Below are 25,768 nucleotides of genomic sequence, written 5' to 3'. Positions count from 1 at the left end.
CGGCGGCACGGCTCAGGTAAGATACAGGGCAACGACACACTCTTGCGCCTCACGGGCTCCATGGCAACGCGTATTTCGCAATTGCAGCGCTTCTTCTACAGCCACTATTTCTTTGGCGGACTGCGCCAGGCCATCGGTGTAATGCTGCCGGCCTTGCTGGTCGGCGGCTTGTGGCAAACATACGACATCGGCATGATCGCGGCCATCGGCGCGGCCTGCGTCGCCGTCATCGACCAGCCTGGCAGCCCCCGGCGCTACAGCGTCAACACCATGCTCGGCGCCGTACTATTAGGCACCCTTACGGTGGCCATCACAGGGCTCGTCTCCAGCCACGCCTTGGCCATGTGGCTAACCATACCCCTGCTGGGCTTCGCGTTTTCGATGTTGTCGGTCTACGGGCAGCAAGGCGGCCTGATGGCCTTTGCCTGCCTGCTGATCATGACATTGACCATGCGTTCCCCGGTGCACGGCCAACAGTTGCTGCTGCATGTGGTGTACTCGCTTGCCGGCGGCCTATTCTATTTCGCGTACAGCTCGCTGGTGCGCCGTGTATTCTGGCTGCGCGAAGAGCAGCAGGCGCTGTCCGTGGCGCTATTCGCCACGGCCGACTACATCTTGGCCCGTTCCCGTTTTTATGATTCGCACACCGACCTGGATACCAGCTATCGGCAACTGATCCAGGCGCAGTCGAGCATGATCGACAAGCAGCAGGCCGCACGCAACACTGTGTTGCGCGAACTGCCCAAGGGTAAAAAACGCGGCGATCGGCAACGCATGAAGGCGCTGAATTTATTCATTGACATGGTTTCGTTGCTGGACACCCTGATAGCGACCCATACCGATTACGCCACCTTGCATCGCAAGATACCCGACAGCGACGTACTGGTTTTTGCCCGCGACACCCTGGTAAAGCTGTCTGACAATATGGGGCAGATCGCCTTATGCACCGCGCGCAACCAGGTCGTGGCAGGCCGACACAGCGCCAAGGCCGAGCTTCGCGCCATCGAATACGAGCTGCAGCAATACCGGCAAAGCGGGTTTGCCGAAAGCAACCCAGAGGTCTACGCTTTGCTGGTACAAGTGTTAAGGCGCTTGCGCAACGGTTCACGCATCGTCGACCGCATGGCCGCCCACACCCAGTCGGACGCCGGCGCCGAGCTTGTCGACCAGCGCCTGGACAACGCCCTGGGGCGGTTCGTCTCGCGCACCGAATTGCGTTTCGGCATGATCACCTCGAACCTGCGCATGGATTCGCCCCACTTCAGGTATGCCCTGCGTGTCGCAATCGCGATCCTGATTACGCTGTTCACGGTCACCTTGCTTAATTACGGCCTGGCCCGGCAAGACATGGTGCCGTCCATCGAGCTGCATGGCTACTGGGTGATCCTGACCGTCATCGTGATCATGAAACCGGGCTTCGCCCTGACACGGCAGCGCAACGGCCTTCGGCTGGCCGGCACGGCCGTCGGCTGCCTGGCCGCGCTTGGCCTGTTCACGCTGACCAACCGGCCAGACCTGCTGCTGGCCGCATTGATCGTAAGTTGCGTGCTTGGCTACAGTCTGATCCAGGTCAGCTTCATGGGCACAGCCATATTCAAGACCATCATGGTGCTGCTGGCCTTTCATTTGCTGGAGCCCTCCACCAACGCCTTGATCGGTGAGCGCCTGGTCGACACGGTTATCGGCTGCGCCATCGCTTTGTTGTGCAGCCACATATTGCCCTGGTGGGAGCACAGCTTCATGGGGTCGCTGGCCAAGGCGCTGCGCACCGCAAACCATCGCTATTTCCAGGCTGGATTGCACTACGCCGGGCTGGTTCGCGCTTTGCGCGCGAAAACCGGTGAAGGCACAAGCAGCGACGCCGAACTGCTCGAGGCGGACATGGCCTGGAGGCTGGCTAGAAAAAGCGTATACATCGCCTTCAGCAATTACGCCGCAGCGTTTTATCGCATGGCGGCAGAGCCCGCCCGACGCCAGAAAAACGTGCCGGAACTTAACAACCTGTTGAGCCAGAACCACATACTGACGTCGCAAGTAAGCGCCGCTGTTCCGTTGCTTGCCGCCTTGCCTTCGTTGCCCTCAGGCATACGCCAGGCGCTGGAGGCCGTCGATGCCCTGCTGCAGGGCCAGAACGCCGAACTGCCCTCCTCGCTCGAAACAGACGGAGAGCTGGCTACGCTGGCCTACCCCTTGAGGCAAATGATGAATGCGGCACAGCTTATTCATCACGAAATGCGCGCGCTGGAGCCGGCACGCCCCGACGATCAGAGCGGGGACATTACGTCAGGCCGCCTCGGCTTGCGCGCGAGCGCGTGAACCGCTGGGCCAAAAATACCAGACGGCAGACACCACTTGCAAGGTCAATAGGCACACCCAGGCGACAAGATGGGCCTGAGCCGGATAAACGCCCGGTGCAAGCGGCTCCCAGCGCTCGACGATCCAGCCTATCGCAACCTGGACCGCAAAGGTCATGAAGAACACCTGCATATTGAAGGTGGTATTGACACGCCCCCATACAGAAGCCGGGTAGCGAGAGACGAAGATGGCAAAGACCAATACGCAGCAGGCGCCGAAGATTCCGAAGCATGACCACATCAAGGCTCGCGGCAGCGGCGCATCCAGCACGATAAGCACCTGAAACACGACGAAAAACGCGATGCACAAGCCGCAATACACTGTCAGGCTCATGCCCATGCGTTCGACCCGGCGGGCCAGCGCTCCGGACAATAGGCTTCCGGCCACCGCCGCCAGCCCCACCATCGAGACCAAACCATCTGTCTGCGCCTGGCCCGCCTGGTTTACATCCAGCAGATAGGGCTTCATCCACAAAGATTGCACCGCGTAGAACATGCCGGCGCTTATTGACGGAAACAAAGTCAGTTTCCAGAACGGTGCGCTGCAAAGCAGCTCCCAGGTACCTTGGAACTGAGCCCATACTGTCGGCCGTTTGCCTGGGCGAGCCTTCACCGGAGCGTCCACCGCCCCGAACCAGATCAGCCCGGCGGCCACCACGGTAAGGACCGCCATGGCCATGCTGATGGCACGCCAGGTGGCGACATCCAGCAGCAAGGCCAGCGGCGTACCCACCAAGGCGCCGCCCAGCCCGCCGATGGCGATGAAAGCTCCATTTAGCACAGGCACTCGATGAGCGGGAAAATGCTGTGCCAAGGCCTGCAGGCCCGCCCCCATGCACACGGCTACGCCCGCCCCGATCAGTAAGCGCCCCAGCATTAGCGCCGGCAGGCTTTCGGCCTGGGCAAACACCGCCGAGCCCAGCGCGGCGGCAAGCATCAACACGGCGTTGACACGTCGCGGCCCCCATGTGTCGAGCGCCGCCCCCGCGGGAATCTGAGCCAGGGCAAAGCCCAGGAAATACAAGCTTGTCAGCATGCCAAGGTCGGCCGCCGTCAAGTCCATTTCGTGGATTAAAAAGGGTGCGAAGCCGATGTTCAGCCCTCGAAACACGTACGAGGCAAGATAACCGACTGCAAAAAAACAAAATACGCGAATCGCTGCGTTCATGCATGCCACTTCAAGAAAAGCGGGCCATTGGCCCGCCTTGTTCAATTACTCAATTACGCAGCCAGATCACGCCTGAACACAAGGCGGTTGCCGGTTGATTCTTTTGCATCGTGGGCATAGCCCCCCGAGGTGAAACCCTTCAAGGCAGCCGGGTCGGTAACCTTGTTTTCTATTGCAAAGCGCGCCATAAGGCCGCGTGCACGTTTTGCATGAAAACTGATGATCTTCCAGCTACCGTTCTTGTAGTCCTGGAACACGCATTGAACCACCTGGGCGTTGAGTGTTTTTAGGTCTACCGCCTTGAAATACTCTTCGGAAGCCAAGTTGAGCACCCAGGGCTTTTTGGTGCTTTCGAGCCGCTCGTTCAGATATTGTGCGATTTGCGAGCCCCAGTAATCGTATAGCGTTTTGCCTTGCGAGGTAGCCAGGCGCGTACCCATCTCGAGGCGATACGGCTGCATCAGGTCGAGCGGCCGCAAAACGCCGTACAAGCCACTGAGAATGGCCACGTGCTCTTGTGCCCACTTTAGCTGGGAATCAGAAAGCGACGGCGCATCCAGGCCCTCATAGACGTCGCCATTGAATGCCAGCACAGCCTGGCGCGAGTTGGTCTGGGTGAACTTTGGTTTCCAGGCCGCATAACGTTCAACATTGAGCTTGGCCAATGTCTCGCTAAGCTTCATCAGCGAAGCGATTTCGCTGGCCGATTTTTCTTTAAGCACGTCGATCAGGCCCTTCGCCTGTTTGACGAACAAAGGCTGAGTATGCAGCGTCGTTCTGACCGGAGAGTCGTAATCGAGCTTTTTCGCGGGGGACAATAGCAACAACATGGTTATTAAATACCTTGATCGAAAAATCCGCGGCGCGCCGCCGCACTAAGAGGACGCCTCGGCTAGCGGGCCGTCCATCCACCGTCGATGGGCATGGATGCGCCCGTAATCTGATCAGCGGCCTCGGACGCCAGGAAAACGGCCATGCCGCCAATTTGCTTGGGCGTCACGAACTGCAACGAAGGTTGCTTTTCTCCTAATAGCTGACGTGCCGCCTCTTCAAGATCGACTTGCTGCGCCTTTGCGATGGCCTCGATTTGCTGTTCGACCAGGGGCGTGCGCACCCAGCCGGGACAAATGGCATTGGCTGTAATGCCGTTGCCTGCGTTCTCGAGCGCGGTCACTTTGGTAAGACCCACTACTCCGTGCTTGGCGGCCACGTAGGCTGATTTCGCTGGCGAGGCCACCAAGCCGTGAGCCGAGGCAATATTGATGATGCGGCCCCAGCCCTGTTTCTTCATGTGAGGAAGCGCCGCAGCGGTACCGTGAAACACCGCCGACAAGTTCAAGGCGATGATGGCGTCCCAACGCACGATGGGGAAGTCTTCGATCAGGTCGGTATGTTGCACGCCGGCGTTGTTGACAAGGATATCAATGCCTCCCAGCACACGGGCCGCATCGTCTATAAAGCTGCGCGTGGCGTCGGCTTGGCTAAGGTCGGCGTTGATGTAATGCGCTTTCACCGCAAACTCGAGCTCTATATTGACCCGCTCTATTTCGATGGCGCCCGGATCGCCAAAACCGTTGATCACCACGTCAGCCCCGTTCGAGGCCAGCTCGCGTGCAATACCCAGCCCTATTCCGCTGGTAGACCCTGTAATCACTGCGCGTTTACCGTCGAGCATGTTGTATCCCTAATGTGCGTCGTTCGTATGCGCGCCAGACCCGGCGGGCCGGCGCTATGCTGTAGTTTAAACGCATGGCGCCCACGCATGGCGCCGCGCTTTTCAAACACATGAAGGCGCGGCGCAGGGGTGAATCAACCGAAGATCGCCTCGGGCAACACGGCGGAAACCACATAGTTGGGAACATCGACCGCATTGCTGATGCGCAGGTCGGCGGCAACGCTGCAGATAACGTAAGCCTGTTGCTGGCTGAAGCCGCGCTCTTGCAGCAGGTGCATCATGTTCAGCACCGCGTTGCGGGCGGCAAGATTAAGGTTCTCGCCCTCGCAATCGCCATCGGGGTGCAGGGGCATGCCCATGACCCCGAGCATCTGCCTTGAAAGCTTTGAAAGCGGATCGGGAGCAGGCTCGGTATAAGTGAACACAGGGCCTTCGAACTTGCGCTGCAAAGCCAGCCCCGCGTGACGCTTGAAGCGAACGGCCACGGTGGCGCCCATCTCGATTGCATTGACGCACACTTCGCCATCACCCTGTGCGAAGTGCCCGTCTCCGGTGGAGAACAATCCGCCGTCGACATATACCGGCAAGAATAGCTTCGCCCCTTTGGTTAGCTGCTTGACGTCGAAGTTGCCGCCGTTTTCTCGGGGCGGCAAGGTTCTAAGCCCATGCACGCCGCATGCGCCGCCCGCCGGAATGGCGCCCGCCGGATCGGGCATCATGACCATGCCGCCGAGCTCGGCTATTTTTTGTTCCCGCCTCGTCCATTCTTCGACCTTTTGAAGCGAAGGCGCCACAGCCGAGATGCCCATGAACGGAGCGCCCGGAATACGCACCCCCGGCACCTGCTCTGAAGTGGCCCATCCGTCGCTAAGCGTCCAGTGCGCAAGAAAAGGGTCGGTCATCATGTCGCGCAAGAAGCCCAGGCCGGGCAAGATGCAGGTAAAGCCGGTAGGCTGCGGCAAGACGTCAAGGAACTCAATTTCAAGAACGTCGCCCGCTTTTACGCCCTTGACATAAACCGGCCCGGTCAGCGGGTGAAGCGACCCAGTGTCGATCTTGGCAAAATCGGCCACCGTTGAATCGGGCGTGATCTGGCCATCGACCGCATCACGTGTTTCAAGCACGACCTCTTCGCCCTCGTTGACCTCAAGCAATGGCTCGATGTCGGGATGATAGCGGTTGTGCCCGCAATGCGGTTCCTCGAACAGCTTCTTGCTTCGATCGATACGTATCGCGTGCATGCAAGTGTCTCCTTGGGTAGTTTTATTCTAGTCAGGCCATGCCAACGTTTGGACGGGGCCTTTGCCCCTGTCGGCCTGATACTACCTTCTTGCCTCCAGCGGGGCAATGCGCCCTGGGCGCGGGGCCCGTGGTTTCTTATTGCCCCAAAGCCCCGCGCCCGATCCCAGCCATAAAAAAAACGGCAACCCCGGATTGTGTCCTGGATGCCGTTCTTGTTGGCGCCGCCGTGATGCTGCAACGCCCTTGCTACCTATGCCAATGCTGTGAATTCCTGGCGGAGAGGGTGGGATTCGAACCCACGGTACGGGGTTACCGTACGCCTGATTTCGAGTCAGGTACATTCGACCACTCTGCCACCTCTCCTGGTATTGCGGTCAAGCCAGCTATTCTAGCATAGAAGAAGGACGGCGCGGAACCACCAAGACAAGAACCAAGGCCAGCACCGCCCCCCAGACCATGCCCGAATAAACGTGGTGAGTAGCTGTCTCGAACGCCAAGCGCAGGTATTCGGCGCCGGCGGGTGCGAGCGTGTCTGACTGCAATACGCGAACCACCGAGCTGACGTCGGGCAATGCGCCCGCGACATCCGAAGGCGCATCCCTTAGCTGACTGATCATCGCCGAGTTGAACAACGCACCCGCGATTGCAGCGCCCAGGCTTTGCCCGAGGTAACGCGACCACATATTGGTGCTGGTGGCAACGCCCCGCTGATGCCAGGGCACGATCGACTGAAGGCCGACGAGCAACGGCGTGGCAATTAATCCGAAACCTGCGCCAAGCACCACCTGGTCCGCCACCACCAGCCATAATGAGGGTCGTTCAGGCAATAAAGCAAAGCCCGCAACGCCGGCCAGCATCAACGCTGCGCCGAGCAGGGCCGTGTCGCGAAAGCCGATGCGCAAATATAAGTGGGCCGACCACGACGAGGACGCCACCCAGCCCACGCTCATGCTGGCAAGAACCAGCCCTGCCGCGATCGGGCCAAGGCCCAACACCGTCTGTGCGAAGACGGGCAAATAGGCGCCGGGCGCCATCATCACCAAGCCCATGCCAAGCATGGCCAGATTGGAACCAAGCATTACCCGATTGCGCCAGACCCAACCGGGCATGATGGGCTCGGCCGCCATGCGTTCGCGCACGATGGTGGCAATGATCAGCACGAAAACCAAGCCGAAGGTCCACAGACTGGGCGGTGACAGCCATGCCCAGGCATTGCCTCCTTGCAGCAGTCCGAACACGCCGACGGAGCCTGCCAGCATCATCAGGATGGCGCCGATGTAATCTATGGAATGATGTCTGGCAGGGGCTTTTTCGTGCAAGAAGCGAACGATCAAGAACAGCGCGGCCAGCCCGATGGGAAGATTGATCAGAAACACCCAACGCCAGGTGGCGTACTGGGCGAATGCTCCACCCAATGTCGGGCCCAGGATGGCCGCAACGCCCCACACGCTGGATAACCAGCCTTGTACCTTGCCCCGTTCGCGAACCGAATACAGGTCTCCGGCCAGGGTATTGACCGTGGCCATGATCGACCCGGCGCCCAGGCCCTGAATGCCGCGAAAAACTATCAACGCAAGCATGTCCCAAGCAAGCGCGCACGCGGCGGAGCCCACGAGGAACAAGGCTGTGCCACCGATGAGGACCGGCTTGCGTCCGTATAGATCAGCCAGTTTGCCATAAATGGGAATGGTAACGGTCTGGGCCAGCAAGTAGATTGAAAACAACCAACTGAAGCGCTCGAAGCCACCCAGGTCTCCGACGATCTGCGGGACGGCGGTGGCCACAATCGTGATGTCCATGGCTGCCAGCGCCACGGTCAGCATCAGGGCAGCCAATATCCATCCTCGACCGGCAATGGCCGGCGCTTCTGGCTGCGCAGCGGTGGGGCTGGATGGGGCTATTTGGTTCATGGCGTTATCATGGCAATGCCAAATCTTAACGCGGCGGGGCCGCCAAAGCGTCAGGCAAGCGCAGCAAGAATACGTCGGCAAGCCACGGCCTGGGCCCGCGCCGCGAGACCGACCAAATATATGCGCCTCCGGCTGAAGGAGCGCCCGCCTTGAAACCACCCCTTCAAAGGCATATAGTAACTATTGAAACAGTGTTTGTGACACACGGCGGCAATTGGGGGAACGATGGCCACCCCATCCTTCCCATGTGGTCCGGCTTAAGCCGAACGCCTCATCAACGGAGGTTGTCATGTGGATCGAATCGTTCAATCTCGTGCTCGACGCCAACAACGACGGCGCCATCAGCCCGGCTGAAGCCTGGCATGTCTTTAAGTGGCTTTATCAGTTGCCCGGCAACTTGGTCATCGAACTGCTTGGCAATATTCCACCGGTAGCCCATCTCTTGCATATCAGCGCCTCGGCCGACACCGGCTACGGCAGCCTGGGCGGCGGGTTGGCAACCGTCTTGTCCTTGCTGATCTGGCTGCTTGTACTGATACAGTGCTCCAGCCTGCGCGAGCGATGGAAGGCGAAGCATTCGAGCACAACCGCCCATAAACTTGCAGATCACTTCAGGCGCCCCGCCGGCAAAGCTTAGCCGCTCAGTCGCTCCAGGCCGCCCATATAAGGCCGCAACACCTCGGGCACAATAACGCTGCCATCGGGCTGCTGGTAGTTTTCAAGCACGGCCACCAGGGCGCGCCCCACGGCCAGCCCTGATCCATTCAGGGTATGCAGATACTCGGGCTTGCCCTTTTCAGGACGATAGCGTGCCTGCATGCGGCGCGCCTGGAAGGCCTCGCAATTTGACACCGACGAAATCTCACGCCAGGTATTCTGTGCCGGCAGCCAAACTTCAAGATCATAGGTTTTGGTGGCGCCAAAACCCATGTCGCCGCCGCACAGCAGCACAACGCGGTAAGGCAGGCCCAAGCGCTGCAACACGGTCTCGGCGTGCCGCACCATTTCTTCGTGGGCGCGATAAGAATCCTCGGGGTGCACAATCTGCACCATTTCCACCTTGTCGAATTGATGCTGGCGGATAACGCCGCGCGTGTCCCGCCCGCCGCTGCCGGCCTCTGAACGGAAGCACGGCGTGTGGGCGGTCAGGCGGATGGGCAAATCGGCCATAGGCAAAATGGAATCGCGCACTGAACCGGTCAGGGTGATTTCAGAAGTGGAAATCAGGTAGAGGTCTTCACGCTCGACAAGGTTGCCCTGCTCGTCGCGCTGCTCTTCGTCATCGCCGCCCTTGGTCACCCAAAACATGTCGTCCTTGAACTTGGGCAACTGGCCCGTTCCGAACAGGGTCGAGCTGTTGACAATATAAGGGGTATAGCACTCTTCATAGCCATGTTCGCCTGTTTGCAGATCAAGCATGAACTGCGCCAAAGCGCGGTGCAGGCGCGCGATGGGGCCGCGCAGCATCATGAAGCGGGCGCCCGACAGCTTGCGGGCGGCTTCGAAATCAAGGCCCAGGGGCTCACCCAGGCTGACATGGTCTTTGGGCTCGAAGCCTAAAGAAGGCGGGTTGCCGTCGCTGCCGGCTTCGCCGGGAAGCCAGCGCCTTACCTCGACGTTGTCAGCTTCGGATGCTCCGGCCGGCACGCTTTCGTGAGGCAGGTTCGGCACCGTGGCGAGCCAGCCATTCAGCTCTTCCTGAACCTGCGATAAATCGTTTTCAAGCTCTTTGAGGCGCGCAGGTATGGCTTGCGATTCGGCCATTTCGGCCGTGGCGTCTTCGCCTTGGGATTTGAGCTGGCCAATCAACTTGGAAACCGCGTTGCGCCTTGCCTGCAAGGTTTCGGTTTCAACCTGGACGGCTTTGCGACGCGCCTCTAGCGCGTTGAATCGCTCGACGTCGAAGGAAATGCCGCGGCGCTGAAGCGCGCTCACCACAGAAGGAAGGTCTTTACGTAGCTGATTGGGATCTAGCATGTCGGCAGGAAAATAAATGGATGAAAAACGCGTTGTGGACCATTCGGCATTACTGGCCCGCACGCATTCGCAATGCATGCCGGCCAAGCCGATCGAAAGGCAAAGCAACTTGCCAGTGGGCAAGCAAACAGATTGGATTTTACCCGTACGGCAAGGTAGCCCTTATGACGGGGCTTGGCCGTCTGCTCAAACCCCGCCCTTCCCGCCCGCTTCGTCGTCCAGGGTCTTCAAGAAAGCCAGCTTGTCGGCGATTTTTGATTCCAGGCCGCGCGCAACAGGCTGGTACCAACCGGGCTCGGGCATGCCTTCGGGCAGATAGCTTTCGCCGGCGGCATAGCCGTGCGGCTCATCGTGCGCGTAGCGGTAGGCCCGCCCATGGCCCAATTCTTTCATGAGCTTGGTGGGTGCATTACGCAAATGCACCGGCACCTCACGGCTTTTGTCTTTTTTGATGAAGCCCCTAGCCTGGTTGTAGGCCATGTAGCCGGCATTGCTCTTGGCGGCGACGGCCAGGTAGATGACAGCCTGGGCCAAGGCCAGCTCGCCCTCGGGTGAGCCGAGGCGCTCGTAGGTTTGCGCGGCATCGTTGGCTATCTGCAATGCCCTGGGGTCGGCCAGCCCGATGTCTTCCCAAGCCATGCGAATGATGCGTCGAGACAAATAGCGCGGATCGGCCCCGCCGTCCAGCATGCGGCACAACCAATACAGCGAGGCGTCGGGGTCGGAACCCCTTACCGACTTATGCAGGGCCGAAATCTGATCGTAGAAATTATCGCCGCCCTTGTCGAAACGCCGCGCATTAAGCGTAAGGGCGTTTTCAATGAATGCGGCGTCGATGTGGCTGACGCCGCTGGCGTGGGCAGCCGTGCCGGATTGCTCGAGCAGGTTGAGAAAGCGCCGGGCGTCACCATCGGCATAACCGATCAGCGTATCGACGGCGACCTCGTCGAACGTGAGGTCTTCAAAAGCGTGTTTGGCGGCTTTGTCAAAGAGCTGCCGAAGCTCGTCTTCGCTTAGCGATTGCAGCACATAGACCTGGGCACGCGACAGCAGAGCCGAATTCACCTCGAAAGAAGGGTTTTCGGTGGTGGCCCCGATGAATGTCACCAGCCCTGATTCGGCATAGGGCAGCAATGCATCTTGCTGGGATTTATTGAAGCGGTGGATTTCATCCACGAAAAGTATCGTGTGTTTGCCCAAGGACAGGTTGTGCTGGGCCTGCTCCATGGCGGCCCGGATATCCTTTACACCCGAGAACACCGCCGACAAGGCAATGAACTCGCAATCGAAAGCCTGAGCGGTAAGGCGCGCCAACGTGGTCTTTCCCACGCCCGGAGGGCCCCACAAGATCATGGAATGCGGCTTGCCCGACTGAAATGCAAGCCTTAAAGGCTTGCCCTGCCCCAGTAGCTGCGGCTGCCCAATTACGTCGTCCAGGGTCCGGGGCCGCAGCGCCTCTGCAAGCGGCGCAATGGGCTCTTGTGAAAAAAGATCGGCCATGCCCTTTACTGCATCCTTACGACGTCAACGTCGTCGGGCGGCGTGAATTCGAACTGCGACGCGGGCAATTGAGGGTTGCTTTGAATATTGAACAAGTCGATACGTGTCGTCTGGCCAAATGCGTCAAGCAACAAAAGCCGGGCCGGCAACTCGTTGCGAAGACCAATGTCGACGTGGGTGAAGCCCGCATCGGGGCCGCGCGGCGTGGCTCTTAGCCATTGCAAGCCGTCGTCGTCGGGCAGCGGCTGAACATCGAAAGATTCATCCAGAGACCCCGAGCCGAACAAAATGGCCGCCGGCGAGGCGCCGATGGATTGATCCACCGTGCGCTGGGTGACCTGGGCCAGGTCGGGGTCGTACTGCAATACGTTTTCGCCGTTGGAAACGATGAGCTGCTCGTATGGCTTTTTTACGTGCCAGCGAAACTTGCCCGGCCTCTGGAACGAGAACTGGCCAGACTGCTCGGGCCGGCTCTGAGCCTGACCTCCGGTGGTTTGTTGGGTGAAATCGCCGGTTGCCGAAGCCACATTGGACACAAAGCTGTTCAATTGCGCAGGCGCGTCGGCGGCAGACGCAAGCACGGGGGCAAGCGCCAAAGCGGCAAACGCCACAAAACGCCGCAGACAACGCGACGAATTGCTCAACGCGCCGCAGAGAGAACGCTGTTCAAGGGCGCTGCGCGCAGTTTCCACCTGTGGGGCGCCTGGGTTGTTCAAACTTCTTTCAATCCGCATTGGATGAGTCTCCGGCCGGTACGAGAATCTCGCGATTGCCATTGGCCTGCATGGCGGACACCAGGCCGGCCTGCTCCATCTGCTCGAGCAGACGCGCCGCCCGGTTGTAGCCTATGCGCAAATGCCGCTGAACCGACGAAATGGAAGCACGGCGATTCTTGAGAATGACTTCTACTGCCTGGTCGTATAGCGGGTCGGACTCGGCGTCGGCAAAACCCGTGACACTGCCCAGGCCGTCGCCGGTTTCGCCTTCGAGTGCGCCTTCAAGCAGGCCTTCGATATAGTTGGGCTCGCCCTGCTCTTTAAGGTAGTCGACCACGCGGTGCACTTCGTCATCGTGCACAAACGCGCCATGCACACGCGTGGGCAGGCCGGTGCCGGGGGGCATGTAAAGCATGTCGCCCTGGCCCAGCAAGGTTTCAGCCCCCATTTGATCAAGAATGGTGCGCGAATCGATTTTGGATGACACCTGGAAAGCGATGCGGGTGGGAATATTGGCCTTGATAAGCCCCGTTATGACATCAACGCTGGGCCTTTGCGTCGCCAGGATAAGGTGTATGCCGGCCGCGCGCGCCTTTTGCGCCAACCGGGCGATAAGCTCTTCTATTTTCTTGCCCACGACCATCATCAGGTCGGCCAGCTCGTCGATGACGACGACGATGGTGGGCAGGGCTTCGAGCGGCTCGGGCGCGTCGGGAGTTAAAGAGAACGGGTTGGGAATGGGCTCTTCGCGCTTGATGGCGTCGCGAATCTTGGTGTTGTAACCCGCCAGGTTGCGCACCCCCATCTTGCTCATCAGGCGGTAGCGCTTTTCCATTTCGCCCACGCACCAGTTAAGGGCGTTGGCGGCATGGCGCATGTCGGTGACCACCGGGGCGAGCAGGTGCGGAATACCTTCGTAGATGCTCATTTCGAGCATTTTGGGGTCGATGAGGATAAGTCGGGTTTGCGTGGCATCGGCCTTGTACAACAGCGACAGGATCATGGCGTTGATGCCCACCGATTTGCCCGAGCCCGTGGTGCCGGCCACCAGCAGGTGGGGCATCTTGGCCAGGTCGGCCACCACGGGGTTGCCGGCGATGTCCTTGCCCAGCGCCATGGTCAGCACCGAGGGCGCGGCGTAGTAGGTTTGCGAACCGACGATCTCGGACAGCTTGACCATCTGGCGGCGTGGATTGGGCAGTTCGAGCCCCATCAGGTTTTTGCCGGGTATGGTTTCGACCACCCGAATGCTGACCAGGCTTAGCGCCCGAGCCAGGTCTTTGGCCAGATTGACGATCTGGCTGCCCTTGACGCCGGTGGCCGGCTCGATTTCGTAGCGGGTAATGACAGGCCCGGCCTGGGCCGACACAACGACCACCTTTACTCCGAAATCAGAAAGCTTTTTCTCGATGAGGCGTGAGGTGAACTCGATGGTTTCGGGCGACACCGTTTCAATGTGCTCGGTAACCGGGTCTAGGAGGCTGATGGCGGGCAGGTCGCCCCCGCCGCCGGGTATGGCCGGGGCGCTGAACAATGTTTTCTGCTTTTCTTTTTCGACCCGCACCGACTTGGGCACTGATACGATGGCCGGCTCGATGCGTACGGGCTGCTCGTGTACAAGCTGCTCTTGCTTGGCGACCACGCTTTCTTCGCGCTCGGCCTTTTTAGCCACGCCGACCTTGCGGTCTTCGCGAGCAGCTTTAAGCTCAAGCAGGCGGCGCACACTGGTTTCTATGGCGCCCCCGATACGCTCGGCAACGTGCAGCCACGAAAACCCGAAGAACAGGCTAGCGCCCACTGCCATGAAGACTAGCAGCAACAAGGCGCAGCCGGTAGAGCCAAACACGGTGGACATGCCGCTGGCCAGCAGTTTGCCCAGCTCGCCCCCGGCCCCGCCGGGCAGATGGGCGCCCAAATGGGCGTTTTGCATGGCTTCAAGGCCCATGGCGCCAATGAACAACAGTGCAAAGCCCACCGCAACTTCCCAGCGCACGCGGGGAAGGATTTCGGCCTTGGAGTCGGGAAGCAAGACGCTGGTCAAGCGGTAAAAGCCCACAAATACGCGGTGAGCCAGCAAGACCACCCACAACCAGGCCGAATAACCGAACAGGAACAACAAAAGATCGGACACATAGGCGCCGAGCACGCCACCGCCGTTGGCGATGGACGATGCTTGCACAGAATGCGACCAAGCAGGGTCGACAGGAGACCAGGTGGCAAGCACCAGGCCTAGCCAGGCCGCCAGCGCGGCGAAGAGAATCCAACGGGCTTCGCGCGCCAGCCCGGAAAGACGAGTTTGCAACGGCGAAGGGCCGTTACGCACGTTACGCGAAGAGCGGGAAGGAGCAGCGGGTAATCTAGCCATGGACTCATTATAATTGGCAGGATGTCTTTTTACGGATTTTCTACGATGACCACACCCAAACACGTCAAAGTACTCATTCTTGGCTCGGGGCCGGCCGGCTACAGCGCAGCGGTTTACGCGGCGCGCGCCAACCTGGAACCGGTCTTGGTCACGGGTATCGAGCAAGGCGGTCAGCTTATGACCACCACCGACGTGGACAACTGGCCCGCCGACGCCCAGGGCGTTCAGGGCCCCGACCTTATGCTGCGCTTTCAGGCTCATGCCGAGCGGTTTGGCACCGAGCTCATCCACGACCAGATCGTCAGTGTCGACTTTTCCAAGCGCCCCTTTACTCTAACAGGCGATACGGGTGCAATCTACACCTGCGACGCCCTCATCATCGCCACGGGCGCCTCGGCCCAATACCTTGGCCTGCCTTCCGAACAAGAGTTCATGGGGCGGGGCGTGTCCGCCTGCGCGACCTGCGACGGGTTTTTCTATAAAAAACAGGATGTCATCGTGGTGGGCGGCGGCAACACGGCTGTTGAAGAGGCTCTTTATCTATCAAACATCTGCTCCACGGTCACACTGGTGCATCGCCGCGACAAATTCCGCGCCGAGCCCATCCTGGTCGACAAGCTAATGGATAAAGTCGCCAACGGCAACATGAAACTGAAGCTGTTTTACGAGCTTGAAGAGGTCCTGGGCGACGCATCCGGTGTCACGGGCGCCCGGCTGCGCAACAACCAAAGCGGTGATACCCTCGACATGGCCGTCTCCGGCGTGTTCATCGCCATCGGCCACAAGCCCAATACCGGCATCTTCGAAGGCCAGCTCAATATGGAAGACGGCTATATCGTCACCCGCAGCGGGCTGCAGGGCCTGGCCACCATGACATCCGTACCGGGGGTATTTGCCGCCGGCGACGTTCAAGACCATGTCTATCGCCAGGCGATCACCAGCGCCGGCACCGGCTGCATGGCGGCCCTGGATGCACAGCGCTGGCTGGAGAATGCAGACCAGTAACAAGCGCAAGCCGGGCTTGGCCGACCTGAAACAGCTGCGGCAACAGGCCGAAGCCGCCAGCACGCCCGCCCCGGCCCCGCCCAAGCGCAAACGCCGCAATTTTGCCGCGAGCGGCAAAACGGCTGTGCCTGAAGCAAAAGAACCGGGCACAAACAACCCGGCCGGCAAGGCAGCCTTGCCGGTCGCCGCCTCGCCCCTAACTGCGGAAGACAAAGCCCTGTTTCGCCGGGCGGTTGAATCGGTCCAGCCCCTGGCGCCGCCAAACCGCGTGATCTTGCCGCCGGTGCCAAGGGCGCCCCGCTCGATCTTGAAGCAAAAGCGGCTGGCCGCCACAGGCCTTGAAGTTGTCGTGCCGGCGGCCGTATCCGACCACTACGCCCCGGCCCGGCTGGCCGCCGACGCATCCCATTTTGCACAGGCCGGCCACGGCCCCGATCTAGTGAAAAAGCTTGCCCAGGGAAAATGGCCCATTGGGGCCAGTCTCGATCTGCATGGCTCCACCCTGGAAGAAGCGCGCCTGCGCATGGACGGCTTTTTACGCTCGTGCCTGCAACACAGCATAAGATGCGTGCGCATCGTGCACGGCAAGGGCCATGGCTCCAAGAACAACGCACCCGTGCTGAAGGAAACTGTCAGGCGCTGGCTGACTCAGCTTGAAGACGTGATGGCCTATACGGAATGCGCCGAACGCGACGGCGGCGCGGGGGCGGTGCTGGTATTGCTTAGGGCGGACGAAGACCAGGGGTCGGAGCCGCAACGGTAGCCCGGCCAAATTCCGTGTGCTTGGATGTGCTTGGGTGGGCCTGATAAATGCTTATCCCCCCGATATGCAGTGAGTATTGACACCCTCACTTCAGGGCACCTGATGCCGTGTGTCTTCACGTAGGGGCGTCCATTCCCATTGAAAACGGGTAGAGCCGATTTCGTCAGCGGGCGCTTTTCCTGCCATGGCAAGAAGAACAGCGAACCAAAACACCAAGGCCGGCGATAAATCGCCGGCCTTGGTGTGGTTTCTATTTTTTATGGGTACTGCGTATGTGCATTGTTGTATGCCGTAAACCCGGCGTGCCCATGCAGGGCTTTGTCTCCTCACCTGCATGAACAGCATTCTGCACCATTCTCTTACATTGCACACCTAGGGAATGCACCTATATTGGGCAACACACCGTAATTGAATTGATTTATCATGCCTTCAACCAGCCTTCAACCCGTAATCGCCTTATAGTCGCAGAAACAAATACGAGGAGAAACCGCATGGCCCCGCCTTTTGAAACCATAAACCAGGAACGCCGCCATCTCATGGGCACCGGACTGGCCACCACGGCACTGGCTGTGGCCGGCTCGGCCTCGGCGGCCGACGGCAAAGTGTGGCTGGACTACGACCAGACAACCCTGGACAAAGTGTACGACCAGGCCAACTACGCGCCCAACATCCAGACCGTGCTGGGCCGCTATGCCAGCAACAGCGACATCACCCGCGCCAGACTGGGCGCGCCCAAGCGCCTGGCCTATGGAAAGTCAAAAACCGAAGCTCTAGACCTGTACCCCGCCTCTGAGCCGAACGCGCCCATTCATATTTTCATCCACGGCGGGGCCTGGCGCGTCGGCGCGGCCGAAAGCTACGGCTTCGTGGCCGACCCCTTCGTGGCGCGGGGCGCGCATACGCTCATTCCCGACTTTACCAACGTCCTGGAACAAGACGGCGACCTCATGCCCATGGCCCGGCAGGTGCTGAACTCCATCGCCTGGGCATACAAGAATGCCGAATCCTTCGGCGGCGACAAAAACCGCATTTATCTGTCGGGCCATTCGTCAGGCGGCCATTTGGGCGGCGTCGCGGTCACCGCCGACTGGGAGAGCGATTACGATGTGCCGGCGGATATCATCAAGGGCGCGGTGCTGGTCAGCGGCATGTTCGACCTGAAGCCCGTGCGCTTGTCTTCGCGCAGCAATTACGTGGCCTTTACCGACGAAATGGAGCAGGCCCTTAGCCCCCAGCGGCGCCTCGACAGGCTGAACACCCCGCTGCTGCTGGTCTACGGCGACCAGGAAACGCCGGAATTCATGCGCCAGTCGAAAGACTTTGCCGCCGAAGTCGAAAAAGCCGGCAAACCCGTGCAATTGCTGGAAGGCAAGGGCTACAACCATTTCGAGATACTGGAAACCCTGGCCAACCCGTTCGGCATCGCCGGCGAACCCGCGCTGAAGCTGATGAACCTCTAGCCGTCAGGATCGCAGCACGTCCAGCCACCAGGCCGCGTGGCACCGCTATATCTGCTGGAAATTGTCGAAGTAGCGCTCGGTATCGTTCGGGTTGTGCTTTACTTCGGCCACTTTGGCCGAGGGCGGCCCGCGATGCAGCCACGACAGCATCTGGTCGACCTGCTCGGGCTCGCCCTGGATCAGCGCTTCAACCGAACCGTCGGCCGCATTGCGCACCCAGCCCGTTACACCCAGAAGGTGCGCCTGCCTGACCGCAGCGGCGCGAAAACCAACGCCCTGGACACGGCCGGTGATGCGCACGTCCAGAGTTTCCATTCCGTGATTCGAACCTAAGGTTTTCATAGCGGCAGTTTAACGAATTTCCGCACACGCCCCACAGGTTGGCGACACGGCCAACTTTTGGGGGCGCTTCACAACCAGAACGCCACGGCAAAAGCGCTGAAGCCGAAGAACCCGGGCTTAAAACTTAAAATTGCCTTTTTTGTTGACAAAACGCAAGAAAACGCTGCTTTCATCCCGCTATAGTGAAAGTGCCTGGTCGACATAACGACGGCTGGGCAAGCTCTTTCATATGCTCTGGTAGTACCTTTACGGGCCGCAAGGCCCGTTTTTTTTCGTCCCTGCCAAGCGTGCTCGCCCAGCCTTGCCGCTCTTTGGAAAGCATTGCCTGGCGCGGCCAAGCCCGGTAGCATAACCATGCCGGGGCATGGCCCAACAAGACCGATACGATTTTCTGATGGAGTATCTTGTCCAATGATCCACGATTCAAAACAACGCTATGGCAGTATTTCGCGCATTTTTCACTGGACAATGGCCGTATTGATCGGCTGGCAGGTCTTGAAGTTCTTTGATCGCATCGACGACGGTGAGCACTGGGTCGGTGAAACGCTGGTGCCTTGGCATATCTCCATCGGGGTCACGCTATTGGTGCTGGTTGTACTTCGCCTGCTCTGGGTGGCCAGGCAAAAAGGGAATCGCCCCGAGCAAGATCCGGCCACCGTCGTGCTTGTCAGGTTGGGCCACGGCTTGATGTATGCCGCCATGCTGCTGATGCCCATCACCGGCATCCTGACCATGATCGGCAACGGCTACGGCCTTACCCCGTTTGGCATTGCGCTGGCCGCCAAGGGAGAAGAAATCCCCTGGATGGCCAGCTTGGGCAGCCTGCACTCGCCCATCGCCTGGATACTGCTCATCCTTATCCTGGGACACATCGGTATCGCGCTGTTTCACGGCCTGGTAAAAAAAGACGGGGTCCTCCAACGCATGTTCTAAATCCGGCGCGCCGGCGGCTCGCACGGCTTGCCGTTTTGAAGGCCCGCAGTCTGCGGGCCTTCGTTCGTAATTCCAAGTAAAATCAGATCATCACCAGCGATTACTCCCACATCAGCTCTCCGCGCCAGGAGCACCCGCCCCATGAAAAACCTCTCAAAATACTTCATACGCGGGCTGATCGCCATCCTGCCTGTGGCGCTTACCTTGTATTTGTTGTTCATATTTCTGTCATGGAGCGAAACCCTGGCCTATACGCTGCTGGGGCCCATCATCGGCGACATCTACATACCGGGCATGGGGCTGGCCGTTGCAGTGCTTTTTATTATCGCCCTGGGCTACCTGCTTTCAATGCGGCGAGTCCGCGGCATGGTATCCATTTTTGAACTGCCGTTCAACAACATCCCGGTCATAAAAAGCATCTATTCCTCGGTGAAGAGTTTTGCAGAGTATTTTTCGCCGGGCGGGGGTTCGCAGGGCGGCCAGCAAGTCGTATTGCTGCGGTTTCCCGGCCAGCCCATCGAGATTGTGGGGCTAATCACCCGCAAGGGTGTTGATGACTTGCCCGACGGCTTCACCAGGGGTGACAGGGTGGCCGTTTATTTACCCATGGGCTACATGATAGGCGGCTACACCGTTTTCGTTCCGGCCGAATGGGTGCAACCCATCGAGATGTCGGTCGAAGAAGCCATGCGTTCGTCGCTTATCGCCTGGATGGCTCGTTCGGCGCCGGCCAAGCCAGACGCTGAAGAAGCCGAAGAAGCCGACCCAAACCAGTCGGAAACGACAGGCTCCAATCCGGTCGGGCCCCGCCCTTCCGGTCGGCCGTAACACCCTCTTGCAAGCGCGTACTCTTGGCTTCTGCCAAAGGCACTACCATGAAGAATGTGTCCACAGTAATGCAAGGAGGCTGCAATGGGTGAATTCGCCAAGATGACCGGGGCCAAATATCAAGACGGCTATATTCGTTTCTCGTGGGGCGACGGTGTCGGCAAGCGCAAATATGAAATCTCCGGAGACGCGTTGCTGCAGGCGTTCGACGCAGAAAACGGCGACCCTGCCGAGCTGCTGGACGCTTTTGAAAAAGGCCGGCAGCACATCATCCGCGCAGCGGAAGATGCACGCAACACACCCACCGACGGCATCATAGAGCTGGGCAGCGGCGATTTCGAACCCAAGAACAACCGGGGAGGCATCTCGCCGGGCGAGTCGGGCGGCCCTGGCTGAGGCTTAGAAGACACAAGGCCAGGCTCAAGCCGATGCAGATGAAGTCGGCGCCGTCGGAAACGGCACCCCGGATACGTTCCGGCGCGATGGGCGCACGGAACTCAGGGCATAATTCGTGTATTGCCAACCATCAAGACACTCATGAAACCGATCATTGCGGCGTACGGCGCCCTGGGCGTGGCCATCGTCCTGGAAGTAATAGGCACGACCATGCTGCAAAAATCAGAGCAGTTCACGCGCCTGTTTCCCACCTTGACGATGGCCGTTTGCTACTTGGCCGCCTTCTATTTTCTGTCCATCGTGCTCAAGACCATGCCTGTGGGGCTGGCCTACGCCATCTGGAGCGGCCTGGGCATCGTATTGATTTCAATCATAGGTTACGTGCTGTTCGGCCAGAAGCTCGACCTGGCCGCGTTGATCGGCCTCGGATTCATCATCGTCGGCGTGGTGATCGTCAACGGATTCTCGAAATCGATCGGACATTGACACCCGTCTGGCCCCGCTTTTTCCGGCCAAGATGAAACACATTCCTGCCGGGCAGGTGTTCGCCGCCGCTCTCGACCCGCCCCGCGGGATGAAGAGGCGGGCGCCGCTTAGCCCGGCAAGCGGTGCTCATTCAAAGTTGACGTGGGTGGCGGGGGCTTCTTTGCGCCAGTAGCTGGCCGCGCGGATACGGCCTTTGTCGATGCCGCGCTCTTTGACCAGGTGTTCGCGCACTTTCTGGATGGGAGAGTATTCACCCGCGGCCCAGATATAGCCCTCGCCTTCGGGCAGCTCAAGTGCGCGCACGGCGCGCTCGAGTGGATCCATGCCGTCGGCCGGCGCGGAAGCGTCGTCGGACACCCACTGGGTGCGCAGATTGCAGCCCGCGTGGAAATCGATGCGCGACGCTTCGTCGCGCGTCTTGACGATGACCAGCGCCTGGACGCCCTGCGGCAATTCTTCGAGCCTGCGCCCGATGGCGGGCATGGCGGTTTCATCTCCGATCAGCAAGTGCCAGTCGAAGCCCGTGGGAATGACGAAAGAGCCGCGCGGCCCGCCCACTCCCAGCTCATCGCCGACCGACGCCGCCGCAGCCCAATCGGTGGCTGGACCACTGTGTTGCAGGACGAAATCGATATCCAGCTCTTGCTTTGCCGGGTCGTACCGGCGCGGCGTGTAGTCGCGCATAACGGGGCGCGGGGCATCGTCGGCGTACTGCATGCCGTTGGGCCCGGTTGTAGGCAGGATCAGCTCAGCACCCGGCTCGGCGGGAAAGAACAATTTGGCGTGATCATCGAAAGACGCCGAATAAAAGCCTTCCAGCTCATCGCCCACCAGAGTGATGCGGCGCATGGAAGGCGTCAGTTCGGTGATGCGGCCGACTTTCAGCCGGCGCAGCTTGATGGTGTGCCGTAATTTTTGTACGGTCAGATCGACTTGGGTCATGGAGTATTCACTTTTCTGAAAACGTTTGCGCTTGAAGCGGTCGCCCTTTTCGGGCCAACGGAACAGGAATGCCTGCGCGGGCGAATAAATATCGACAGGCCCTGAGGTTGCCGTTGGATGGTGGAGTTCAACAGGAATTATCCTGCGGCAGCGAATGAGGTTTGGCCGGCGCCGGCGATACGGAATGGCCTTCGATCTCGGCCACGGCACGGTTCAGGATATCGACCAGGCGGCGCTGGTCGCGATGGTCGGCATCGCTGCCGGCAAGCATGGCTGTTCGCAGTGCCGCCCTGGCATTGACGAACTCGGGCAACCACCCCGTTGCCTGCGCCGCAGCCTCGGGATCCATGCGCTGGCTGATCCACAGCATTTTCTTTGCCGCGTGGCGCAACCGCGCAAAAAGCTGTTCCACCACCTGGGCCTGCGCGTCGAGATGTTGACGCCCTTTAGCGGACAGCATGTAGCATTTGCGCTTGCCGTCGGCTTCGGCCACAACGTGGCCCTGTTTTACCATCTGGCCCAACACAGGATACAAAGCACCGGGGCTCGGACTGTAAAAACCAAGCGACATTGCTTTGAGCTCTTTGATGATCTCGTAGCCGTGTCGCGATTCACGCCCCAACAACTCGAGCGCCATCAGGTACAGTTCGGGCCCCGTGAACTTGCGTCCGCGGGTAATGGAACCAGCTTCATCCGGCGATGTTTCCATACTCATGGCTAGCCTTTAAACATATCTTACGATATATCTTAAGATTTATTTAAATTAAAATCAAGCTTTTCCCAAGCAGCCGTCACACTCGGCTCAGGCCCGCGATAATGGGCGTGCCGGTACAAGGGTCGGGCACCAGCGTGCATCGCACCCCATACAGCCGTTCCACAAGCTGCGGCGTAACGATGTCTGCGGGCCGGCCTTCGGCCACGATGGCGCCGCCGCGCATGGCGACAAGATGGTCGGCATAGCGGCAGGCGCTGGAAAGATCGTGCACCACCATCACCACCGTCTTGCCTTGCCGGGCCAGGCCTCGTATCAGCTCGAAGACCTCGATCTGGTGGCCCAGCTCCAGCGCCGAAGTGGGCTCGTCCAGCAGCAGCAGCGGCGTTGCCTGGGCAACAGCCATGGCGATCCAGGCGCGCTGGCGCTGGCCGCCGGACATGGCTTCCAGCGGCCGATCGGCCAAATCAAGCAGATCGGTCGCCCGCAGCGCGGCATCGACGATGTCTTCATCCTCTTTCGACCACTGGCGCAGCAGCCCCTGGTGGGGCTGGCGCCCAAAACGGATCAGTTCGGACACAGTCATGCCGTCCGGCGCGATGGCGTCCTGGGGCAACAGCGCAAGCTTGCGCGCCACGTCACGGGACGAGCAGCTTGAAATCGCCCGCCCGTCCAGCAAAATCGCTCCGCCAAAAGGCTTGCGCAACCGTGAAAGGCCCGCCAGAAGCGTCGACTTGCCGCAGCCGTTGGGGCCGACAATGGCCGTGACCAGCCCATCGGGTATGGCGACGGACAGGTCTTGGATGATGGTGGTTTTTTCGTAGCCCAGCGCCACGTGGCTGGCCCGCAGGCGCGAGACGTTGCCATGGCCGCTTGCGGCATCGGAATTATCGTGCAAGAGAGGCTCCTTCTTCATGCCATGCCCCTGCCGGGCTTGCGCAGCAGTATCCACAGCAGATAGGGCCCGCCAACGACGGCCGTAATGACGCCGACGGGAATTTCGATCGGGGCGAACAAGGTGCGGCCCACCCAGTCGGCGGTGATCATCATCAAAGCGCCCGCCAGGCCCGATAGCATCACCGGCACACCCCGGTTTCCGGCCAGATGGCGGGCGGCCTCGGGCGCGGCAAGCGCGATTAAACCCACCGGCCCCGCCACTGCAACCGCCAGTCCGGTCAGCACCACAGTCAAGATCAACACCACCGCCCGGGTTCTGGCAAGGTTCGCGCCCAAGCCGATGGCCACCGCGTCCGACAGCCTCAGTTGGTTAAGGGCGCGGGCAACGTACTTGGCCGCCGGCAGGCATAGGGCCACGCCGCTCGCCAGCAGCCACACTGACAAGGCGGGCCTGGCATTTAGGCTGCCGACCGTCCAGGGATAGGCCTGGTTCGCGCTGTCTATTCCCGTGCGTGCCAGCATCAGATTGGTGATCGCGCCGAACAGCACGCCCACCGCGATCCCCACCACAATGAAACGATAGCCGCGGGCGCCGGCGCCGGCCGAAAGCGCAAAGACCAGTACGGCCGCGGTCGCCGCCCCCCACAGAGCCAGCGCAGAGGGCGCCAGGGACGTGGGCACGGCCACGATCGAAGCGACGGCGAAGGCGCTTGCGCCGTCATCGATGCCGATGATGCTGGGCGTTGCAAGCCGGTTGCGGGCCAAGGTTTGCAGCAGGCAGCCGCCGACACCGAAAGCGAAGCCGCTTAGCACGCCCGCCGCCCAACGCGGCAGGCGCAAGTGCTGGATAAGAAAGACCTGCATGTCCGGCCCGACTCCGAAAGCCGCCATGACGGCTTCGACGGGCGACATGCCCGCCGATCCAGTCGAGAGGCTGACTGCCGACAAGATCAGCAAAGCGGCGCCCAGCAGCAGTGCGGCCCACACACTGCGCCGATAGACCAGCACGTGCAGACCGCCTGCTTGCAGCAAGGCATAGCCATTGGGCGCGCTGCGGGCGGCGGAGGATGAAGAAAGGGCGCTCATGATTCTTCAAAGGTTTGGAAGACGCCGGCTGCGCACAATGGCGACCAGGCAAGGCGCACCCACGAAAGCCGTGACCACGCCTATCGGCAGTTCGTAGGGCCTGATCAGCAGGCGGGAAATAATGTCAGTGAACAGGACCAGGGCCGGCCCCACCAGCAACGACAGGACCAGGGCGCGGCGGATATCCGTGCCCACCAGGCGCCGGGCCACGAAAGGCACGACCAGACCGACGAAGGCGATGGGGCCCGCCGCCGCGGTGGCGGTGCCCACAAGGATGGCCACCGAAGCCAATGCCCAGATGCGGGTGGCGCGCGGCCGATGGCCGAGCCCGGTGGCCAGGTTCTCACCCAGAGCCAACGCCGCCAGCGGCCGTAGTACGGGCGCCAGCAGCAGCAAGCCCACAATGGTTCCCCCCACGCTCCAGCTCAAGGCTTCGGCCGGACGGCCGCCCAGGGCACCGATGATCCAGAAGCGGATCTCGTCCGCCGTGCGCTGGTCGTAGAGCAGGATCAGGGCGCTAAGCGACATCAGAATGCCGCTGAACGCGGCACCCGCCAGCACCAGACGAACCGGATCGTCGCCCACGTCCCGCATCTGGGTCACGAGCAGGACCAGGAAACAACCCACCATCGCGCCCAGAATGGCCACGCCCAAGTTGAGCGTGGCCGCTCCTGCGCCCAAGCCAATGGCCAATACCACGGCAAACGAAGCGCCGGCGCTGACACCCAGCAACCCCGGCTCGGCCAGCGGATTGCGCGTGGCGGCCTGAAGCACCGCCCCGGCGGCGCCCAGGCATACGCCTACGACAAGGCCCAGCAGGGTGCGGGGCCAACGCAACTGGCCCACCACGAATTGCGCATCGGGATCGTCGGACATGCCGGCCAGCACACGCAGCGCATCGAGCGGGGACACGGCGCCCGCGCCCCAGGCAAGGCTGGCCACCACCAGTACGGCCACGACGATGGACGCGACAAAAGCCGCGCGGCCCAAAGAAGGGACCGGATTCCGCCT

General features: G+C 60.6%; 24 protein-coding genes and 1 tRNA gene. 9 read left to right on the top strand and 16 right to left on the bottom strand.

The features are described from left to right. The first annotated feature begins 60 nt into the window (after positions 1-60). Positions 61-2,316: an FUSC family protein gene (locus tag ACIY1O_RS06445; RefSeq protein ID WP_397474267.1), complete on the top strand. Its 2,256-nt coding sequence runs from the start codon at positions 61-63 to the stop codon at positions 2,314-2,316. On the opposite strand, the gene ACIY1O_RS06440 is transcribed toward ACIY1O_RS06445, so the two are convergent. The 6 genes from ACIY1O_RS06440 to ACIY1O_RS06415 all read right to left on the bottom strand — a co-directional run bounded on the left by ACIY1O_RS06440 (position 2,284) and on the right by ACIY1O_RS06415 (position 8,349). Next, positions 2,284-3,522, bottom strand: a complete 1,239-nt coding sequence (locus ACIY1O_RS06440; RefSeq protein WP_397474266.1) for an MFS transporter — start codon at positions 3,520-3,522, stop codon at positions 2,284-2,286. The genes ACIY1O_RS06445 and ACIY1O_RS06440 overlap by 33 nt on opposite strands. Positions 3,523-3,575: 53 nt before the next feature. Then, positions 3,576-4,352, bottom strand: coding sequence for a peroxide stress protein YaaA (gene yaaA / locus ACIY1O_RS06435; protein ID WP_397474265.1), 777 nt, complete (start codon positions 4,350-4,352; stop codon positions 3,576-3,578). 62 nt (positions 4,353-4,414) lie between these two features. Further along, positions 4,415-5,197: a 3-hydroxybutyrate dehydrogenase gene (locus ACIY1O_RS06430; RefSeq protein ID WP_397474264.1), complete on the bottom strand. Its 783-nt coding sequence runs from the start codon at positions 5,195-5,197 to the stop codon at positions 4,415-4,417. Positions 5,198-5,331: 134 nt separating this feature from the next. Continuing rightward, positions 5,332-6,438 (bottom strand): acetamidase/formamidase family protein, encoded by a 1,107-nt coding sequence (locus ACIY1O_RS06425; protein WP_397474263.1) that lies wholly within the window; start codon positions 6,436-6,438, stop codon positions 5,332-5,334. Between the two features lie 273 nt (positions 6,439-6,711). Beyond that, positions 6,712-6,802, bottom strand: a tRNA-Ser gene (locus ACIY1O_RS06420). A gap of 20 nt (positions 6,803-6,822) precedes the next feature. After that, a complete protein-coding gene (locus tag ACIY1O_RS06415; protein WP_397474262.1) occupies positions 6,823-8,349 on the bottom strand; it encodes an MDR family MFS transporter in 1,527 nt (508 codons plus the stop codon). 289 nt (positions 8,350-8,638) lie between these two features. Here ACIY1O_RS06415 and ACIY1O_RS06410 point away from each other — a divergent pair, with 289 nt between their 5' ends. Continuing rightward, positions 8,639-8,986, top strand: a complete 348-nt coding sequence (locus ACIY1O_RS06410) for a hypothetical protein (RefSeq protein WP_397474261.1) — start codon at positions 8,639-8,641, stop codon at positions 8,984-8,986. On the opposite strand, the gene serS is transcribed toward ACIY1O_RS06410, so the two are convergent. From serS to ACIY1O_RS06390, 4 genes are all read right to left on the bottom strand, one after another. Continuing rightward, entirely contained in the window at positions 8,983-10,326 is a 1,344-nt protein-coding gene (serS, locus tag ACIY1O_RS06405; RefSeq protein ID WP_397474260.1) for a serine--tRNA ligase, read from the bottom strand. The genes ACIY1O_RS06410 and serS overlap by 4 nt on opposite strands. Positions 10,327-10,512: 186 nt before the next feature. Further along, a complete protein-coding gene (locus ACIY1O_RS06400) occupies positions 10,513-11,826 on the bottom strand; it encodes a replication-associated recombination protein A (RefSeq protein WP_397474259.1) in 1,314 nt (437 codons plus the stop codon). Positions 11,827-11,831: 5 nt separating this feature from the next. Beyond that, entirely contained in the window at positions 11,832-12,560 is a 729-nt protein-coding gene (gene lolA / locus ACIY1O_RS06395; protein WP_397474258.1) for an outer membrane lipoprotein chaperone LolA, read from the bottom strand. Then, a complete protein-coding gene (locus ACIY1O_RS06390; RefSeq protein ID WP_397474257.1) occupies positions 12,550-14,907 on the bottom strand; it encodes a DNA translocase FtsK in 2,358 nt (785 codons plus the stop codon). Before ACIY1O_RS06390 ends, lolA begins: the two co-directional genes overlap by 11 nt. Before the next feature lie 45 nt (positions 14,908-14,952). Here ACIY1O_RS06390 and trxB point away from each other — a divergent pair, with 45 nt between their 5' ends. The 3 genes from trxB (at position 14,953) to ACIY1O_RS06375 (ending at position 18,135) form a co-directional block, all read left to right on the top strand. Further along, on the top strand, positions 14,953-15,912 hold the full coding sequence (gene trxB, locus ACIY1O_RS06385; protein ID WP_397474256.1) for a thioredoxin-disulfide reductase: 960 nt from the start codon (positions 14,953-14,955) through the stop codon (positions 15,910-15,912). Then, the gene (locus ACIY1O_RS06380) at positions 15,899-16,675 is read left to right on the top strand and encodes a Smr/MutS family protein (RefSeq protein ID WP_397474255.1); all 777 of its coding nucleotides are present in this window, start codon (positions 15,899-15,901) and stop codon (positions 16,673-16,675) included. The genes trxB and ACIY1O_RS06380 overlap by 14 nt, the downstream gene beginning before the upstream one ends. A gap of 491 nt (positions 16,676-17,166) precedes the next feature. Then, on the top strand, positions 17,167-18,135 hold the full coding sequence (locus tag ACIY1O_RS06375; protein WP_397474254.1) for an alpha/beta hydrolase: 969 nt from the start codon (positions 17,167-17,169) through the stop codon (positions 18,133-18,135). Between the two features lie 45 nt (positions 18,136-18,180). Here ACIY1O_RS06375 and ACIY1O_RS06370 read toward each other — a convergent pair whose 3' ends face one another. Continuing rightward, positions 18,181-18,450 carry an acylphosphatase gene (locus ACIY1O_RS06370; RefSeq protein WP_397474253.1) on the bottom strand — a complete coding sequence of 90 codons (270 nt, stop codon included), beginning with the start codon at positions 18,448-18,450 and terminating at the stop codon, positions 18,181-18,183. A 438-nt stretch (positions 18,451-18,888) separates the two neighbouring features. Here ACIY1O_RS06370 and ACIY1O_RS06365 point away from each other — a divergent pair, with 438 nt between their 5' ends. The 4 genes from ACIY1O_RS06365 to ACIY1O_RS06350 all read left to right on the top strand — a co-directional run bounded on the left by ACIY1O_RS06365 (position 18,889) and on the right by ACIY1O_RS06350 (position 21,120). After that, entirely contained in the window at positions 18,889-19,410 is a 522-nt protein-coding gene (locus tag ACIY1O_RS06365) for a cytochrome b (protein ID WP_397474252.1), read from the top strand. A gap of 141 nt (positions 19,411-19,551) precedes the next feature. Next, entirely contained in the window at positions 19,552-20,238 is a 687-nt protein-coding gene (locus ACIY1O_RS06360) for a DUF502 domain-containing protein (RefSeq protein ID WP_397474251.1), read from the top strand. A gap of 84 nt (positions 20,239-20,322) precedes the next feature. After that, the gene (locus ACIY1O_RS06355) at positions 20,323-20,634 is read left to right on the top strand and encodes a DUF1488 family protein (RefSeq protein ID WP_397474250.1); all 312 of its coding nucleotides are present in this window, start codon (positions 20,323-20,325) and stop codon (positions 20,632-20,634) included. A 141-nt stretch (positions 20,635-20,775) separates the two neighbouring features. Next, the gene (locus ACIY1O_RS06350; RefSeq protein ID WP_397474249.1) at positions 20,776-21,120 is read left to right on the top strand and encodes a DMT family transporter; all 345 of its coding nucleotides are present in this window, start codon (positions 20,776-20,778) and stop codon (positions 21,118-21,120) included. A gap of 126 nt (positions 21,121-21,246) precedes the next feature. Here ACIY1O_RS06350 and ACIY1O_RS06345 read toward each other — a convergent pair whose 3' ends face one another. From ACIY1O_RS06345 to ACIY1O_RS06325, 5 genes are all read right to left on the bottom strand, one after another. Beyond that, positions 21,247-22,062, bottom strand: coding sequence for a siderophore-interacting protein (locus tag ACIY1O_RS06345; RefSeq protein WP_397474248.1), 816 nt, complete (start codon positions 22,060-22,062; stop codon positions 21,247-21,249). 127 nt (positions 22,063-22,189) lie between these two features. Continuing rightward, entirely contained in the window at positions 22,190-22,777 is a 588-nt protein-coding gene (locus tag ACIY1O_RS06340; RefSeq protein WP_397474247.1) for a PadR family transcriptional regulator, read from the bottom strand. Positions 22,778-22,853: 76 nt separating this feature from the next. Next, entirely contained in the window at positions 22,854-23,672 is an 819-nt protein-coding gene (locus ACIY1O_RS06335; protein WP_397474246.1) for an ABC transporter ATP-binding protein, read from the bottom strand. Between the two features lie 14 nt (positions 23,673-23,686). Next, the gene (locus tag ACIY1O_RS06330; protein ID WP_397474245.1) at positions 23,687-24,757 is read right to left on the bottom strand and encodes a FecCD family ABC transporter permease; all 1,071 of its coding nucleotides are present in this window, start codon (positions 24,755-24,757) and stop codon (positions 23,687-23,689) included. A 6-nt stretch (positions 24,758-24,763) separates the two neighbouring features. Then, positions 24,764-25,747 carry a FecCD family ABC transporter permease gene (locus tag ACIY1O_RS06325; RefSeq protein WP_397474244.1) on the bottom strand — a complete coding sequence of 328 codons (984 nt, stop codon included), beginning with the start codon at positions 25,745-25,747 and terminating at the stop codon, positions 24,764-24,766. Positions 25,748-25,768 lie beyond the last annotated feature (21 nt).

Source organism: Pusillimonas sp. (assembly GCF_044464525.1).
Classification (GTDB): domain Bacteria; phylum Pseudomonadota; class Gammaproteobacteria; order Burkholderiales; family Burkholderiaceae_B; genus Pusillimonas.
Note: the sequence above shows the minus strand (reverse complement) of the source record. Positions and strands in the feature narration are given on the sequence as shown.

Bases quoted from the DNA above. Each gene is read 5' to 3' on its own strand.
- ACIY1O_RS06345 (WP_397474248.1), bottom strand. From the start codon at position 22,062: ATGACCCAAGTCGATCTGACCGTACAAAAATTACGGCACACCATCAAG.
- serS (WP_397474260.1), bottom strand. From the start codon at position 10,326: ATGCTAGATCCCAATCAGCTACGTAAAGACCTTCCTTCTGTGGTGAGC.
- ACIY1O_RS06355 (WP_397474250.1), top strand. From the start codon at position 20,323: ATGGGTGAATTCGCCAAGATGACCGGGGCCAAATATCAAGACGGCTAT.
- lolA (WP_397474258.1), bottom strand. From the start codon at position 12,560: ATGCGGATTGAAAGAAGTTTGAACAACCCAGGCGCCCCACAGGTGGAA.
- ACIY1O_RS06370 (WP_397474253.1), bottom strand. From the start codon at position 18,450: ATGGAAACTCTGGACGTGCGCATCACCGGCCGTGTCCAGGGCGTTGGT.
- ACIY1O_RS06425 (WP_397474263.1), bottom strand. From the start codon at position 6,438: ATGCACGCGATACGTATCGATCGAAGCAAGAAGCTGTTCGAGGAACCG.
- ACIY1O_RS06410 (WP_397474261.1), top strand. From the start codon at position 8,639: ATGTGGATCGAATCGTTCAATCTCGTGCTCGACGCCAACAACGACGGC.
- ACIY1O_RS06440 (WP_397474266.1), bottom strand. From the start codon at position 3,522: ATGAACGCAGCGATTCGCGTATTTTGTTTTTTTGCAGTCGGTTATCTT.
- ACIY1O_RS06380 (WP_397474255.1), top strand. From the start codon at position 15,899: ATGCAGACCAGTAACAAGCGCAAGCCGGGCTTGGCCGACCTGAAACAG.
- ACIY1O_RS06340 (WP_397474247.1), bottom strand. From the start codon at position 22,777: ATGAGTATGGAAACATCGCCGGATGAAGCTGGTTCCATTACCCGCGGA.
- ACIY1O_RS06350 (WP_397474249.1), top strand. From the start codon at position 20,776: ATGAAACCGATCATTGCGGCGTACGGCGCCCTGGGCGTGGCCATCGTC.
- ACIY1O_RS06430 (WP_397474264.1), bottom strand. From the start codon at position 5,197: ATGCTCGACGGTAAACGCGCAGTGATTACAGGGTCTACCAGCGGAATA.
- ACIY1O_RS06365 (WP_397474252.1), top strand. From the start codon at position 18,889: ATGATCCACGATTCAAAACAACGCTATGGCAGTATTTCGCGCATTTTT.
- ACIY1O_RS06445 (WP_397474267.1), top strand. From the start codon at position 61: ATGGCAACGCGTATTTCGCAATTGCAGCGCTTCTTCTACAGCCACTAT.
- ACIY1O_RS06375 (WP_397474254.1), top strand. From the start codon at position 17,167: ATGGCCCCGCCTTTTGAAACCATAAACCAGGAACGCCGCCATCTCATG.
- ACIY1O_RS06400 (WP_397474259.1), bottom strand. From the start codon at position 11,826: ATGGCCGATCTTTTTTCACAAGAGCCCATTGCGCCGCTTGCAGAGGCG.
- yaaA (WP_397474265.1), bottom strand. From the start codon at position 4,352: ATGTTGTTGCTATTGTCCCCCGCGAAAAAGCTCGATTACGACTCTCCG.
- ACIY1O_RS06360 (WP_397474251.1), top strand. From the start codon at position 19,552: ATGAAAAACCTCTCAAAATACTTCATACGCGGGCTGATCGCCATCCTG.
- ACIY1O_RS06330 (WP_397474245.1), bottom strand. From the start codon at position 24,757: ATGAGCGCCCTTTCTTCATCCTCCGCCGCCCGCAGCGCGCCCAATGGC.
- ACIY1O_RS06415 (WP_397474262.1), bottom strand. From the start codon at position 8,349: ATGAACCAAATAGCCCCATCCAGCCCCACCGCTGCGCAGCCAGAAGCG.
- trxB (WP_397474256.1), top strand. From the start codon at position 14,953: ATGACCACACCCAAACACGTCAAAGTACTCATTCTTGGCTCGGGGCCG.
- ACIY1O_RS06390 (WP_397474257.1), bottom strand. From the start codon at position 14,907: ATGGCTAGATTACCCGCTGCTCCTTCCCGCTCTTCGCGTAACGTGCGT.